This is a genomic window from Streptomyces sp. NPDC005070 (assembly GCF_053600395.1).
In genome coordinates this window covers 77,982-91,366 of the sequence record NZ_JBSFZS010000009.1, presented here as the reverse complement: position 1 = coordinate 91,366, position 13,385 = coordinate 77,982, and the positions used below count along the sequence as shown (strand labels likewise).

At 72.6% G+C, this 13,385-nt stretch carries 17 protein-coding genes; 12 read left to right on the top strand and 5 right to left on the bottom strand.

Annotated features, from left to right (window positions below):
- Positions 1-19: 19 nt before the first annotated feature.
- Positions 20-589 carry a Dps family protein gene (locus ACWEBX_RS05545; protein WP_451883606.1) on the bottom strand — a complete coding sequence of 190 codons (570 nt, stop codon included), beginning with the start codon at positions 587-589 and terminating at the stop codon, positions 20-22.
- A gap of 200 nt (positions 590-789) precedes the next feature.
- Here ACWEBX_RS05545 and ACWEBX_RS05540 point away from each other — a divergent pair, with 200 nt between their 5' ends.
- Together ACWEBX_RS05540 and ACWEBX_RS05535 are read left to right on the top strand one after the other, a co-directional pair.
- Complete coding sequence (locus ACWEBX_RS05540; protein ID WP_451883605.1) at positions 790-1,149, top strand: DUF5133 domain-containing protein; 360 nt, start codon at positions 790-792, stop codon at positions 1,147-1,149.
- A 140-nt stretch (positions 1,150-1,289) separates the two neighbouring features.
- Positions 1,290-1,697, top strand: a complete 408-nt coding sequence (locus ACWEBX_RS05535; RefSeq protein ID WP_451883604.1) for a hypothetical protein — start codon at positions 1,290-1,292, stop codon at positions 1,695-1,697.
- On the opposite strand, the gene ACWEBX_RS05530 is transcribed toward ACWEBX_RS05535, so the two are convergent.
- A complete protein-coding gene (locus tag ACWEBX_RS05530) occupies positions 1,694-2,290 on the bottom strand; it encodes a DUF4383 domain-containing protein (protein ID WP_451883603.1) in 597 nt (198 codons plus the stop codon). The genes ACWEBX_RS05535 and ACWEBX_RS05530 overlap by 4 nt on opposite strands.
- 227 nt (positions 2,291-2,517) lie before the next feature.
- On the opposite strand from ACWEBX_RS05530, the gene ACWEBX_RS05525 reads away from it, so the two are divergent.
- The 10 genes from ACWEBX_RS05525 to ACWEBX_RS05480 all read left to right on the top strand — a co-directional run bounded on the left by ACWEBX_RS05525 (position 2,518) and on the right by ACWEBX_RS05480 (position 10,177).
- Entirely contained in the window at positions 2,518-2,694 is a 177-nt protein-coding gene (locus ACWEBX_RS05525) for a hypothetical protein (protein WP_261705424.1), read from the top strand.
- Between the two features lie 221 nt (positions 2,695-2,915).
- Complete coding sequence (locus tag ACWEBX_RS05520; protein ID WP_451883602.1) at positions 2,916-4,505, top strand: PP2C family protein-serine/threonine phosphatase; 1,590 nt, start codon at positions 2,916-2,918, stop codon at positions 4,503-4,505.
- Entirely contained in the window at positions 4,502-5,611 is a 1,110-nt protein-coding gene (locus tag ACWEBX_RS05515) for a cobalamin B12-binding domain-containing protein (RefSeq protein ID WP_451883601.1), read from the top strand. Before ACWEBX_RS05520 ends, ACWEBX_RS05515 begins: the two co-directional genes overlap by 4 nt.
- The gene (locus ACWEBX_RS05510) at positions 5,608-5,991 is read left to right on the top strand and encodes an STAS domain-containing protein (RefSeq protein WP_451883600.1); all 384 of its coding nucleotides are present in this window, start codon (positions 5,608-5,610) and stop codon (positions 5,989-5,991) included. The genes ACWEBX_RS05515 and ACWEBX_RS05510 overlap by 4 nt, the downstream gene beginning before the upstream one ends.
- Before the next feature lie 135 nt (positions 5,992-6,126).
- Positions 6,127-6,492: a PRC-barrel domain containing protein gene (locus ACWEBX_RS05505; protein WP_451883599.1), complete on the top strand. Its 366-nt coding sequence runs from the start codon at positions 6,127-6,129 to the stop codon at positions 6,490-6,492.
- Between the two features lie 22 nt (positions 6,493-6,514).
- Positions 6,515-6,886: an STAS domain-containing protein gene (locus ACWEBX_RS05500; protein WP_451883598.1), complete on the top strand. Its 372-nt coding sequence runs from the start codon at positions 6,515-6,517 to the stop codon at positions 6,884-6,886.
- Entirely contained in the window at positions 6,883-7,311 is a 429-nt protein-coding gene (locus tag ACWEBX_RS05495) for an ATP-binding protein (protein ID WP_451883597.1), read from the top strand. Before ACWEBX_RS05500 ends, ACWEBX_RS05495 begins: the two co-directional genes overlap by 4 nt.
- Before the next feature lie 140 nt (positions 7,312-7,451).
- Positions 7,452-8,357: a YihY/virulence factor BrkB family protein gene (locus ACWEBX_RS05490; RefSeq protein WP_451883596.1), complete on the top strand. Its 906-nt coding sequence runs from the start codon at positions 7,452-7,454 to the stop codon at positions 8,355-8,357.
- 81 nt (positions 8,358-8,438) lie between these two features.
- Entirely contained in the window at positions 8,439-8,717 is a 279-nt protein-coding gene (locus ACWEBX_RS05485) for a GlsB/YeaQ/YmgE family stress response membrane protein (RefSeq protein WP_355773918.1), read from the top strand.
- Positions 8,718-8,968: 251 nt separating this feature from the next.
- A complete protein-coding gene (locus ACWEBX_RS05480) occupies positions 8,969-10,177 on the top strand; it encodes a cysteine desulfurase-like protein (protein WP_451883595.1) in 1,209 nt (402 codons plus the stop codon).
- Positions 10,178-10,196: 19 nt separating this feature from the next.
- Here the strand turns inward: ACWEBX_RS05480 and ACWEBX_RS05475 are convergent, their stop codons facing one another.
- The 3 genes from ACWEBX_RS05475 to ACWEBX_RS05465 all read right to left on the bottom strand — a co-directional run bounded on the left by ACWEBX_RS05475 (position 10,197) and on the right by ACWEBX_RS05465 (position 13,330).
- On the bottom strand, positions 10,197-11,393 hold the full coding sequence (locus ACWEBX_RS05475) for a MerR family transcriptional regulator (protein ID WP_451883616.1): 1,197 nt from the start codon (positions 11,391-11,393) through the stop codon (positions 10,197-10,199).
- A 231-nt stretch (positions 11,394-11,624) separates the two neighbouring features.
- The gene (locus ACWEBX_RS05470) at positions 11,625-11,942 is read right to left on the bottom strand and encodes a hypothetical protein (protein WP_451883594.1); all 318 of its coding nucleotides are present in this window, start codon (positions 11,940-11,942) and stop codon (positions 11,625-11,627) included.
- A 50-nt stretch (positions 11,943-11,992) separates the two neighbouring features.
- The gene (locus ACWEBX_RS05465; RefSeq protein ID WP_451883593.1) at positions 11,993-13,330 is read right to left on the bottom strand and encodes an ATP-binding protein; all 1,338 of its coding nucleotides are present in this window, start codon (positions 13,328-13,330) and stop codon (positions 11,993-11,995) included.
- Positions 13,331-13,385: the final 55 nt, after the last annotated feature.

The window sequence follows — 13,385 nt, the reverse complement described above, 5'->3', positions numbered from 1 at the left end:
CGGGCCGGCGTCGTCGCCCCTAGCGCGTGGCGCCCTGCCCCGCCGAGCGCGCCGCCTCACGCTCGGTGCGGGCACCGGCATGTGACAGCGACCCGCCGGCACTCTCCAGGTGCGCCCGGACGAACCACTGGAACTGCTCGAGCGCGCGGAGCTGCTCGATGAGAAGGTCCTCGGTCACCGGGTCGATCCTGCCGACCTCGGCCACGGCCGCGCGGTGCTCCTCCACGATCCCGGTGTAGACGAGATCGAGGGCGCCGAGGTGGGCGATGGCGTCGGCGCGGCCCACGCTGTAGTCGTCCCAGGTCCGTTCGGCGACGAGCGCGCCCGGTGTGCCGTGCGGAACCCCGCCGAGGGCGGAGATCCGTTCGGCGGCGTCGTCCGCCATGTCACGTACGCGGTCCACCTGCGGGTCGAGCATCTCGTGCACGGCGATGAAGTGGGGACCCACCACGTTCCAGTGGATGTGTTTCAGCGTGAGCGACAGGTCGTTGAGAGCATGCAGCCGCATGCTCAGGACATCGATGATCCGACCGCCGTCCTGCGTGCTGATGCCGGGGACCGTGTACTGGGGTGTCGTGGAAGTCGTCATGGTGCCTCCAAGTGCCCTGGTTCACCCGTGTCACACCTTTCGCCCCGGGCGCCGACCGGTTCCGTACGTGACGGGCGGGGGCGACGGGATTCCGTCAGTGAGACGGCGTTGGGCCAAATAGGTTGTCCGGTGCGGATGTTGCGAATGAACCGTCCCGAACCCGGGCACACGGTCGGAAACTCGAGAGAGGAGCCCTCGCCGTGCTCGTGCCCGACCCGAAGGTTGTCCGGAGGCTGCTGACCCGCTACGCGGCCCTGAAGATCGCGTACGCCGAGAAGGAGACTCCGGAGACGGCCCGCGGACTGGAGGACGTCACGTACACCTTGTGTGTGATGACGGGAACGACCCGTGTGCGCGACGCCGTCGCCGCGGCCGACGTCCTGCTCGCGGCCGGAGAGCAGCGCCGGGACGCGCGGCAGGCCGGGCTGCTGGCGGGCGGGACGTCCCCGGCGCCCTCGCCGAAGGCGGTGTCCGCGGCCGTCCCGCCGCTCGTCCGGCCGCACACCGAGGTGCGGACGCTGAACGGCAGGACCCTGGGTGTGTCCGGCCCGCTCCACTGAACGCCACGCGGTTCCTGTCCTTCGAACGGCTGAACTACCTAGTCGGCTCCCGCTCGTTCTCCTGCTGTGAGCATCGTCGAGGCGGAGATGAGGAATCGATGAGCCGACACAGCAAAGGCCGTAGGCACCGCAAGGTGAACATGACGCCCCGTCCGGTCGGACCGAGGAGATCGCCGCGTGAGATCCGGGAGCAGGTGGGCGCGGCCGTGGCCGACCCGCGGCCCGCGCGCGCCCAGCCTCCCATTCCCGGGCAGGACGCGAACGGAGAACGGGCCGAGGCCGTGTCCAGGACGGTGACCGAAAGCGGTCTGAGCCGTCACGCCGTACGCACGTGGGAGCGGTTGGCGGAAGCGGGCGCCGGCGGGGCCGAGGTCGCCGAACTCACCGAGGCCGTGGGCTTCCGGCGCTCCACCGTGCTGGGCCATCTCAAGGGCCTGGCCGGGCTCGGACTGGCCGAGGACCACGAGAGCGTGTGGCGGGCGACCGGCCCGGTGGAGGGCGCGGTCGCCCGTGAGGGCGTGGGGGCTACGGCCGGGAGCGTTTCCTAGGACGGCGGCCCGTGGCGGCGCTTGCCGGGTGAATCCGCCCAGGTCAAGTGCCGCCCGCCGCGCTCCGCGCCGGCCGGAAGCGCGCCTCTCGGGGCCGGGCCGGCGCCGAGGGCGAGGGATTCCCGGGCGGCTTCGTGCGGGTGACGGTGCTGCCAGTACGGATTGTCGTGGGACAGCTTGCTCGACACGCGCCCGTACATGCCGAACGTCAGGATCACCAGCCCCATGACGAAGCTGAAGACGACGTTGGTCATGCCGAAGTCGAGGATGTTGGCGGGGCGGTCGAGGATGAAGATGTGGACGAATCCACTGAGCAGGAACAGGGTTCCCACCGCCATGTTGAGCGTCGAGGCGACGTTTCCGCCGATGACGGCACCGGCGATCAGGAACAGGCCGACGGCCACGGAGATCAGGCTCAGGGCGCCGTTGCTCGACATGCCCGCGACGCTGTCCCCGTTGGTGTCGAACGGACTGAGCTCGTCGGCGAAGCCGAGACTGCCGAAGACGAGCAGGACCACCCCGCAGAACGCGGCGCCCCACCGGTAGACGGCGGCCAGGTGGTGATCGAGGGGCAGTTCGTCCTGGAGCTTCATCGCCCGTCCCTTCATGCACCGGGGAGCACCGCCGAATGGTGCCCTCTTCGTGCCTTTTGTCCTTCACTTCCGTGGAAAGTCGCCACGCGGTTGCACCTGCCTCCGGGTGGTGGATCCGACGAATTCGTCACACGCGCGGTGTCGGGCGGCCTTCTCGGGGCATCCGGACTCCATCGCTCGACGACCGGACCTTCACCTCGACGGCCGGACCTTCACAAGGAGTCCTCATGCTCGGCATCGCCGCCGCCGTACTGCTGTTCATCGCGTTCCTGATCAATGCCGGTGACGTCTCGACCAATCACGTGTTCACGTCCACCAATGTCATGCTCATAGGGCTCGCCCTGCTCGCCCTTCACCTCTCCGGCGTCGGCGGCGGCTGGGCGACGCGCAGTCGCCGGCGTTGACGGACATCACCGGCCGGAACGGTCCGTTTCGGGTGACTTCACCCGGGTGACTTGCCGCGACGTGCTCCCTCGGGAGATGGTTGTCGGACGGAAACAATCTGTCGTCCCGGAAAGGTGGTGGGCTCGCTCTGCGGGCCTTGCTCGTGGACACTTCCCAGCAACCTCCCCCCGGCCCGCGCGGCGCCGTCACGGCCGCCTCGTGGGGGTCCGCCCCCTACCCCGTGGTCGTCGCAGACCCGTCCGGTGGCGTGGTCGACACGAACGACGCCGCGGCCACGCTCTTCCCCGACGCGATCGCCGGGTCATGGCTGCGGGACGTGGTCCCCGCGTGGATCGCCGACGGCCACACACGTCTGCGGGGCGTCGTGCCCGGCCCCCGGAACCCCGGTCCGGACGCGTTCGTGCACGGCCCGGTCGGCGACCGCACCTTCGAAGGGCGCCCCACCCGCACGGACGACGGCGACGTCGTCTGGTGGCTGCTCGACGACACCGACCGTCGCCTGGCGGAGGACGCGCTCAGGACCGAACGGGAGCGCGCCACCTTCCTCGCCGGCGCCTCCAGCGCCCTGCTGTCCTCACTGAACGTCGAACGGTGCATGGAGGTGACGGCGGAACTGGCCGCCGAGCACCTCGCCGACGCCGCCGTGATCGTCGCCCCGCCGCGCGGGCGCAAGGTCCAGCTCACGTTCTGCGGACCCGACGGCGCCGTGGTGCACCGGACGGTGCAGAACGACGTACGACAACTGCCGGGGCTCGGCGAGGCCCTGCGTGGGTTCCCGCCCGTACCGTCCCGCTGGATCGACCCGGCCACCGTTCCCGGATGGGTCGTGCCGGAGGGGTTCACCGAACCCGTCGGCTCGGCCGTCGTGACACCGCTGCCCGGACACGGCGTGCCCGCGGGCGCCCTCATCCTGCTCCGGTCGAGCCGGCACGCGGCCTTCACCGAGAGCGAGGAGATCTTCGCCCGGCTCTTCGCCTCACGCGCCGGAGCCGCCATGTCCGCGGCCCGCATGTACGCCGAACAGGCCGCCATCACGGCGACGCTGATGCGGGAACTGCTGCCGCCCCGACTGCACGAGGTCCACGGGGTCGAGTTCGCCGGACGCTACCGCCCCGCGGGCCACGCCGAACGCGTCGGCGGCGACTTCTACGACGTCCACCCGGCCGCGGACGAGGGCCAGGAGTCCCTCGTCGTCCTCGGGGACGTCTGCGGCAAGGGGCTCGAGGCCGCCGTGCTGACCGGCAAGATCCGCAACACGGTGCAGGCGCTCCTGCCGCTCGCCGACGACCACCAGCGGCTGCTCGGACTGCTCAACGGCGCGCTGATGAACTCCCACCACACCCGCTTCGCCACCCTGGCCATGGCCTCCGTGGTGCGCCGCGCGGGCATCGTCCATCTGCGGGTCACCAGCGCGGGACACCCCGCCCCGCTGATCGTGCGGGCCGACGGCGCGGTCGAGCAGGCCAGGACACGCGGGACCCTCATCGGCGCGTTCTGGGACGTGAGCTCCACCACGGTCGGCGTCGAACTGGCGCCCGGCGAGACCTGCCTCTTCTTCACGGACGGCATCACCGAGGCCAGGGGAGGGCCGCTGGGGGACGAATTCTTCGGCGTCCTGCGGCTGGAGACGGCACTCGCGCAGTGCGCCGGCATGCCCGCCGAGGCCGTGGTGGAGCACATCCAGATGCTCGCCGCGCAATGGGTCGGACGCGGCGGACACGACGACATGGCGACGGTCGCGGTCACCGCACCCCACCACGCGCACCTGAGCGCGGTGAACGGCCACACTCGGGGCAGGTACACAGGATGACCCCACCACCCCCACCGCACCCCGAGGCCGTGTCGCTCGGCCCCGCCCGCGACCATCTGTGGTCGGCGGTCCACCAGGGCGACGAGCGCGCGGCCGCGGCCGTCGTCCTCGACGCGCTGGAGTCGTCGGCCGACGCCGAGACCGTGCTGCTCGACCTGATCGCCCCGGTCCAGGCGAGAGTCGGCACGGAGTGGGCGGCCAACCGGCTCACCGTCGCCCAGGAACACACCGCCACCGCCATCCACGAGCGGGTCATCGCGGTCCTCGCCCACCGTACCGACCGCCGCGGCGAGACCCCGAGCGGTCCGCGTGTCACCGTGGCCTGCGTCGACGGCGAGTGGCACGCCCTGCCGGCCAGGCTCCTCGCGGAGGTGCTGCGGCTGCGCGGATGGCGGGTGGACTTCCTCGGCGCTCACGTGCCCACCCCTCATCTCATCGCGCATCTCCACCAGACGGGACCGAGGGCGGTCGCGCTCTCCTCCTCGATCCCCACCCATCTGCCCACCGCGCACATGGCCGTCACGGCCTGTCAGGCGGCGGGCGTGCCCGTCATCGCGGGCGGCGCCGCCTTCGGCCCCGAAGGCCGGTACGCCCGCGCCCTGGGCGCCGACGGATGGGCGCCCGACGCCCGGCGCGCGGCGGAGGTCCTCGAACGGGGCCTCGACCGCCCCCGCCCCCCGGCCGTCCACCAGACCGTGGACGACCTCCCGCACCTGGCCGACCAGGAATACACGATCGTCGCCGGGACGGCCCACCAGCTCGTCAAGCAGACACTGGCGGACCTGGAGGACCGGTTCGCGCCGCTGCGCGGATACACCGAACGGCAGCGGCGGCACACCGCCGAGGACCTCGCGCACATCGTCGAGTACCTGGCCACGTCGTTGTACGTCGCCGACGAGGAGCTGTTCACGCGGTTCGTTCTGTGGACCGCGGACATCCTCACCGCCCGCCATGTCCCCGCGCGGAGCCTGGACCCCGCCCTGGACCTGCTGGCCCTGCAGCTCAAGGACTTCCCGCGCGCCTGCCGCACGCTGGCCCACGCGCGGGAGGCGCTCGGAAACCGAACGCCGCCATCCACGATCCCCGGCCCCGGAAAGCCCGCATGACCACTTCACATCCCCCCGCCTTCACGCTGACCGTCGACGTCCAGCCCGCCGCACTCGTGATCCGCGTCGCCGGAGACCTCGACCACGAGACGTGCGACGAGCTCATGAGGACCGTCGACCAGTACCTCGTCGCCCCCCGGGACCCCGAGGGGCGATTCCGGGAACTGCGCGTCGATTTCGCCGGCCTCGGCATCATCGACTCCATGGGCCTGTCCACCCTGCTGATGATCCGTCGCCGCACCGACGCCGCGGCTGTGCGCCTGTACCTCGACGAGCGGCCCCGCGGCATGGACCGGCTGCTGGAGATCACGGGAACGCTCGAGCACCTCACCGCGCTCCGCGACGAGAGCGGCGGGGAGCGGAGTCCCGGGACCGGCTGACGCGCGTGGGCCCCGGTCACGCACGCGGGTGAACGGTGCAGGACTCGCGCTCCGCCCGTCGCATTCCGTCGAATGCGCGCCGGATAGTGGGGTATTGGGGGCCCTGTACGACCCGGCGAGCCCACGGAGGAAGACATGACGATCGACGGAATCTGGTCCTACGCACCGGAGTTCAACCACCCCGAAGCGCACGAACTGGCCGGCTACAGCGTCGAGGCGACCGACGGGACCATAGGACACGTCGACCGGCAGGCCGACGACGCGGGCATGCGTCACCTGGTCGTCGACACCGGCGTCTGGGTGTTCGGCAAGAGCGTGCTGGTGCCCGTGGGTGTCGTCGCCGGCATCGACACGGAGTCCCAGAAGATCACCGTCGCCTGCACCCGCGAGGAGATCAAGTCGGCGCCGGTGTTCAGGACCGACCGCGAGACCTCGGACCCCGTGTACCTGTCCAGCGTCGGGACCTACTACCGGAGCCTCCCGCCGAGGCAGCCCGTGTGAGCGGACGAGAAGGAGCGTTCCCATGCCCGACGGGCCGGAAGCCACCGTGACGCACGGGGCGGACCAGGACGCCTTCGTCGTGCGCGTCGGCGGCGACATCGACCACGAGAGCGCCTTCCGGCTGGACGAGGCACTGAGCCTGGCCGGCCGGACGGGCCCGGAGCGCACGGTGGTCGATCTGTCCGGCACCGGCTTCGCCGACTCGTCGATCCTGCACGTCCTCATCGAAGCGCAGCGCGCGCACCGGGCCCGCGGCACGTTCATGGTGGTCTGCGGGCCGTTCAGCGACATCGTTCGGAGGCTGTTCGACGTGACAGGGACCGAGGGCTTCTTCGTCCTCGCGGACAGCGTCGGAGCGGCGCTGGAACTCCCGGACCCGGCGACCGGGCCATGAACCCGGCCAACCGCCCACCGGCGGACGGGCCGAGCCCGGGAGCGGGCGCCGCGATCACGAGCGCCGCGACGGCACGCGACCACGTACGGGCCCTGCTGCGCGAACACGGCCGGACGGGCGGGCCGAACCCGGACGCGGTCGTCGACCTGCTGCTCGTCGTCTCGGAACTGGTCACCAACGCGATCCGGCACGGCGACGGGCTCGCCGGATTCGACGCGACGCCGACCGACGACGGCGTACGGCTCGCCGTGCGCGACAACAGCGACATCGTCCCCGAGCAGGCCTACGGCACCGGCGAGATCCCGCGCACGCACCGGACGAACGGATACGGCTGGCCCTTGATCATCCGCCTCTCCACCGCCGTCACCATCGAGCCGTGTCCCGGGGGCGGCAAGACGATCCACGTGTTCGTCCCCCTGACCTGAGGCGAGCCCACGCGTCCCGCCCGTCGCGGCGTGCGAGGTCAGCGGGCGTAGCGGGACGCGCGCGTGGAAGAAGAGCCTCGACCGACTCCGCCGGACACGGGGTCCGGAACGCCGGCCGGACCGGCGCGGAGAGGTGAGTCATGAACAGTGTCATCGAGGCGGTCCGCCCGGCGCGGCGGCGCCGGTACGGGCCCCGGCTGCCCGCCTTCTGGTGGCCGGCCCTGCGCCGTACCCCGGTCTCGATGTGGAACGACGACGTGTCCGACTGGGCGGCCGCGCTGACGTACTACGCGATCCTCGCGGTGCTCCCGGCCCTGCTCGTCATGGTCATCGCCTTCGGCCTGATCAGCCCGGACACCGCCGAGCAGTTCATCGCGCACGTCACCGCGTACGCTCCCGCCCAGTCGGGGGCCGAGCTGCACCAGGCGCTGGGGGAGATGCTGCGGCAGCGGTCCGCCGCCTGGACGCTGCTGGTCACCGGCGCGGCCAGCGCTCTGTGGTCGGCGTCGAGCTACCTCGCGGTGTTCCGGCGGGCCCTGCACCGCATGCACGACGCGGCGGACCACCGCTCGGCCTGGCGCACCGCGCACCGGCTGGTGCTGACCGCGCTGGCGCTTCTCGGGCTGCTCGTCGTGAGCGCGCTCGTCCTGCTGCTGACCGGACCCGTGGCGGAGGCCGCGGGCCGTGTCCTCGGTGTCCGCGGCCCGGTGGCCCTGGCCTGGAACCTGCTCCGCTGGCCCCTCTTGACGTGCCTGGTGGCCCTGCTGGTCCTCGTCGTGTTCCACACCGGGCCACAGCCCGCGCGCCGTCGTCGGCACAGCTTTCCCGGCGGCATCCTGGCCGCCGTCCTCTGGCTCGCCGTCTCGGCCGGATTCGCCCTCTACGCCTCCGTCCTCGGCGCCTACAGCCGGCTCTACGGCTCTCTCGCGGGCCTGGTCGTCTTCCTCGTGTGGCTGTGGCTGTCCAACCTCGCGCTGCTGGCCGGCGCGCAGTTCACCGCCGAACTGAACAAGGCCGCGGCGGCGGGGAATCGGGCGACGGTCTGAGGTTCACAGGTTTGTTCCGGCCGGGACGGAACACACGGAGTGAGGAAGCCACATCTTGTACGGACGGACGATGGAGGAACTGTGGGCATCATCGCTTGGATTCTGATCGGGTTGCTTGCCGGTGCCATCGCCAAGCTGCTCCTGCCGGGCAAGGACCCGGGCGGGATCATCATCACCATGCTGATCGGTGTGGCGGGTGGCCTGCTGGGCGGCTGGCTGGGCAAGGTCATTTTCGGCGTCGACTCGATCGACGGGTTCTTCGACCTGTCGACGTGGATAGCCGCCATCGCGGGATCGCTGATCCTCCTGGTTCTGTACCGGGTGCTGACGGGCAACAGCCGATCGCACCGCCACGCCTGAACGGGCCCCGGCCCGTTCGGCGCGTCCTGACCCACGGCCTGGGGCCGGCACCGGAGTTCCCGGTTGCCGGCCCCAGGCCGTTCGTCGTTCCTCGGGGCGCGCCCGGGCGGCGCACCGCCTTCCCACCGCGGTGGGCCTCCTGCCATGATCACCGCAGAACGTGCGGGCCCGCCCGGTCACGGGCTCCCGCCCGCCGGACCGCGTTCCGGGCCGACCGGCGCGGGCCGCGACACAGCCAGTGAGGAGTCCGAGTGACGTACGACGTCGGCGCGCTGCGTGCCGAGATCCCCGCCCTGCTGTCCGGTGTCGCGCACTTCGACGGGCCGGGCGGCACCCAGACCCCGGCCCGGGTGGCCGGGGCGATCGCGGACGCGCTCACCGGACCGCTGTCGATCCGGGGACGCCTGACGCCGGGAGAGGTGAACGCGGAGAACGTGGTCCAGGGCTTCCGGCAGGCCGTCGCCGACCTGGTGGGCGGTCGTCCGAACGGTGTCGTCTTCGGCCGCAGCGCCACCCAGCTCACGTACGACGTCGCCCGGGCGCTCGCGAAGGACTGGGCCCCCGGCGACGAGGTCGTCGTCAGCCGTCTCGACCACGACGCGAACATCCGGCCCTGGCTCCAGGCGGCCGAACAGGCCGGCGCCCACGTGCGCTGGGCGGACTTCGATCCGGAATCGGCGGAACTCCCGCCCTCGGTCGTGGGCGCCCTGCTGACCGAGCGCACCCGGCTGGTCGCGGTCACCGCCGCCTCGAACCTCACGGGGACCGTGCCCGACGTCGCCGCGATCGCCCGCCTGGTCCACCGTCACCCGCGGGCACTGCTCTACGTCGACGGGGTGCACTACGCGGCGCACGCCTTCGTGGACGTCACGCGGCTCGGCGCCGACTTCTTCGTGTGCTCGCCCTACAAATTCCTCGGCCCGCACCACGGTGTCCTCACCGCTTCCCCGGAGCTTCTGGAGCGACTGCACCCGGACAAACTGCTGCCGTCCACCGACACGGTGCCCGAACGGTTCGAACTGGGGACACTGCCCTACGAGTTGCTCGCCGGCACCACCGCCGCGATCGATGTCCTCGCCGGACTCTCGGGCGAGACGACAGGCGCTCGCCGAGACCGTCTGCGTACGGCCTTCGCGGCGATCGAGCGACACGAGGGAGCACTGTGCGAGCGGTTGGAGGCGGGCCTGGCCGAACTGCCCGGCGTCACGGTCCGCTCCCGGGCGGCCGAGCGCACGCCCACCCTGCTGCTGACATTCGACGGCCGGAAGGCGGTGGACGCCTCCGCGTTCCTGGCGGGCCGCGGGGTGCACGCACCCGCCGGATCGTTCTACGCGCTGGAGGCGTCCCGGCACCTCGGCCTCGGGGACACCGGGGGTCTGCGCGTCGGGCTCTCGCCGTACAGCGACGCGGACGACGTCGACCGGCTGCTGGAGGGGCTGGCGGCCTTTCAGCGGTCTTAGGCGCGGGGGCGCTTCCCGGTCAGGAGACCGCCGGCGTCTGCGGATCCGTCGTCCGGTCGTCCGGGGCGGTGATCAGGTGGAGCGCCTCGGCGAGGTGACGTGGACGCAGGAGTCCGGGTCCGGGCGGGGCGGTCCAGCCCGGCCCGCTCAACAGGATCCGGCTCCGGGTCCGTGCTCCCCGTACGCCCCAGCGCGTGGCGGCGATGTGCCGGGCGAGCGGCAGGTTCGCCGTGGACCACGACTGGGACCACAGGACGACCGCCGGGGGACCGACGCGCTGCACCGCCGCGATGAGTGCCTCGGGCGGGACGGCGCCGCCGAGGGTCACGGCGGGCACGCCCTGTTCCGCGAGTGCCGCGTTGAGCGCCTCCAGGGGCAGGGTGTGCTGTTCGCCCGGAACACAGGCCAGCAGGACGGGCGACGCGGCGGCGGGCGGTGCCTGTCCCGCCGCGGAGACGTAGGCGTGTCGCAGGGTGGCGGAGACGTGCCAGGTCAGAAGGTGCTCGACCTCGACGTAAAGGTCCCCCGAGGACTCCCACTTGCGGCCCACCGCCCGCAGGGCGGGCACCATCACGTCCTCCCAGGCCCGGGCCAGACCGTGCGTGCGGACCGCCGCAGCCAGCCGGGCCTGGACGGCGTGGGCGTCCAGCCGGACGGCGGCGCGGGCGAGACCCCGGCTTTCCTGGGCCGCGTCACCCGGGACAGGCCCGGTGTCCGGAGCCCTGGTGCCCGGTGACTCGGTCCCTGACGGCTCGGTGCCCGACGGTGATTCCGGAGCTCCCGGACCCGGAGCCGTTGCGGCCGCCTCCTCCGGGCCCCGGAGGCCGGTTCGCGCGGGGGCGGCGGTCCGCGTGCCGGCGGCGGCCTGGGTACGGCCCGCGGTCCGCGTACGAGCGGCGGCTTCCGTCCGGGCGGCGGCCCCCTTCCGTGCCGCCAGGGCCGGCGACGCGGCGACCCGGCCGCGAGCCGCCTCCTTCGCCGCGCGGGCGGCTTCGGCGGGGGGCAGACCGGCGGCCGTCAGGCGGCACATCTCCCGGACCATGGCCACGTCGTCGGGCGACCAGCGGCGGTGACGGCCGTCGGCCCGCACCGCGGGTCCCAGACCGTACCGCCGGTCCCAGGAGCGCAACGTCGTGGGCGACACTCCGACCTTGCGCGCCAGGAAACCGGTGGTCACTCCCACACCGGCGCTCTCCGTCCCGTCGCCGGAGCTCAGTTCCACGGCCCGGCTCCCGGGAGAGCGCGGGACGCCGCTCCGTCGGCGATGCCCCACCCGGGGGTGGACGGGCCCGGTGCGCGGTGGCAGCGGTTCATGACGGGCCTCGCCTCGATTCCGGAGCCGCCCGGGACCCGGCCGGTCCGCCTGGCTCACCCCTGCTTCGGCCCGGGAAGGCCCCCCGGATGCAGCGAAAGGGCCCGCCGTGACGCCGGAGCCGTCCCGCCTTGCTCAGGAAGCCTTGGGGGGACCGTCGAGGAGGTGGTGCAGGATGGTCTCGGGGTCGCTGAGCGCCGAGTGCAGAAGGGCCTGCTCGTAGCGGTCGTCGCCGAGGAGGGAGCGGGCCGTGTCCTCGTAGCGTGCGCGTACCGGGCCCAGTTCGGGGGTGCCGCGCTGCGGATGGCCGACCGCGCTCCAGTACGTCTCCCCGGCGGCGTACGCGGCCACCGCGCGTTCGCCCGCGCCCTGGGCGGCGAGGGCGGAGGCCAGCAGATCCAGGCCGAGCGCGATGCCGAAACTGTCCCCGATGCGCCGCTTGCCGTCCAGCATCGACAGGGCGTGGGCGGTGGCGTCCTCCGCGCGGTCCTCGAAGAGGGCGATCAGCGCGAGCTGGTAGTCGGCGTACGAGCGCGTCCACCACTCACCGCGGGCGACACAGCCGTGCCGCAGTTCCTCCGCCGCCCGGCGTGCCTCGTCAAGCAGCCCCTCCGCGGTGACCTGTGGGCGCTGGGCGTCACCCGTGTCCTGCGCGGCGAACTGGCGAGCAGACCGGTCAGTTCGAGGGCCGCGTCAGGCCGTCCGGAGAGCAGGTGGTCGAGCGCCGCGCACAGATCGGCGTGCGCCGAGCCGAGCCGTGCGTACCACCGCGCCTGCTGTTCTCCCAGCCAGCCGGCGTGGGCTTCGCGGGCCATCGCCAGGAAGTGCGAGGCGTGCCGGTCCGCCGACTCCCGGCTCTCGCCCACCTGGTCGAGCCACATACGGCCGTACTCCCGGACGGTGTCGAGCATCCGGTACCCGGAACCGGCCCGCGACAGCACCGACTTCCTCACCAGGCCCGTCAGCGCCCGGTCGACGTCGCTCTCGGGGAGCGGACCCCCGCCGCATACGAGGCGCACCGTCGGCGCGTCCACCGGCTCCCGGAACACCGACATCCGTGCCCACAGCAGGCGTTCGGCGGGCGCGCACAGTTCGTGGCTCCAGCCGATCGTCGTCCGTACCGCCCGGTGCCGCGGCGGCCCGGGGAGCGGGCCGTCCGCCGTGATGTCCAGGCGCCGGCCGAGTTCGAGCTCGACCTCCTCGACCGTACGGTGCACGAGCTGTCCGGCGATCAACTCCACAGCCAGCGGCATGCCTTCGAGCCGCTCGCACAGCCGGGCGGCGATCACCATGTCCGCCGGGGAGGACAACGGGGTGCCCGCGGCGGCCGCATGCAGCCGGAACATCTCCACGGCGTCCGTGGCCGGAGGCAACGGCTCCACCGCGACGACATGTTCACCGGGGAAATCCAGCGGCTCCCGGCTCGTCGCGAGGACGGTCAGGCGCGGGCACGCCGATATGAGGCGGGCGACCAGACGGCGGCAGCGGCCGACCAGATGCTCGCAGGAGTCCAGGACGAGCAGGGCGTCCCGGTCGGCCAGCCACGCGGTCAGGGAGTCGAGCGCCTGGTCGGTCGTGTGGTCCGCGAAGTCCACCGCGTCGGCCACGGTCGCGACGAGCAGCCGGTCGTCCCGCAACGGCCACAGGTCGGCCCACGCCACCCCGCGTTCCCCCGCGCGCAGCGCCCGGTCCGCAGCCTCCAGCGCCAGCCGGCTCTTGCCCACACCGCCGGCCCCGGTGAGGGTCACGACACGCTCCTCGCCCAACGCGTCGTCCAGGTGGGCGAGTTCGCCCCGGCGACCGACGAAACCGGGCGGAACGGCCGGAAGATTTCTCAGCACACGCACAGTCTTTCGGCCTCGACGTCCCCTGTGTGCCGACTTGGCCGACTCGGTA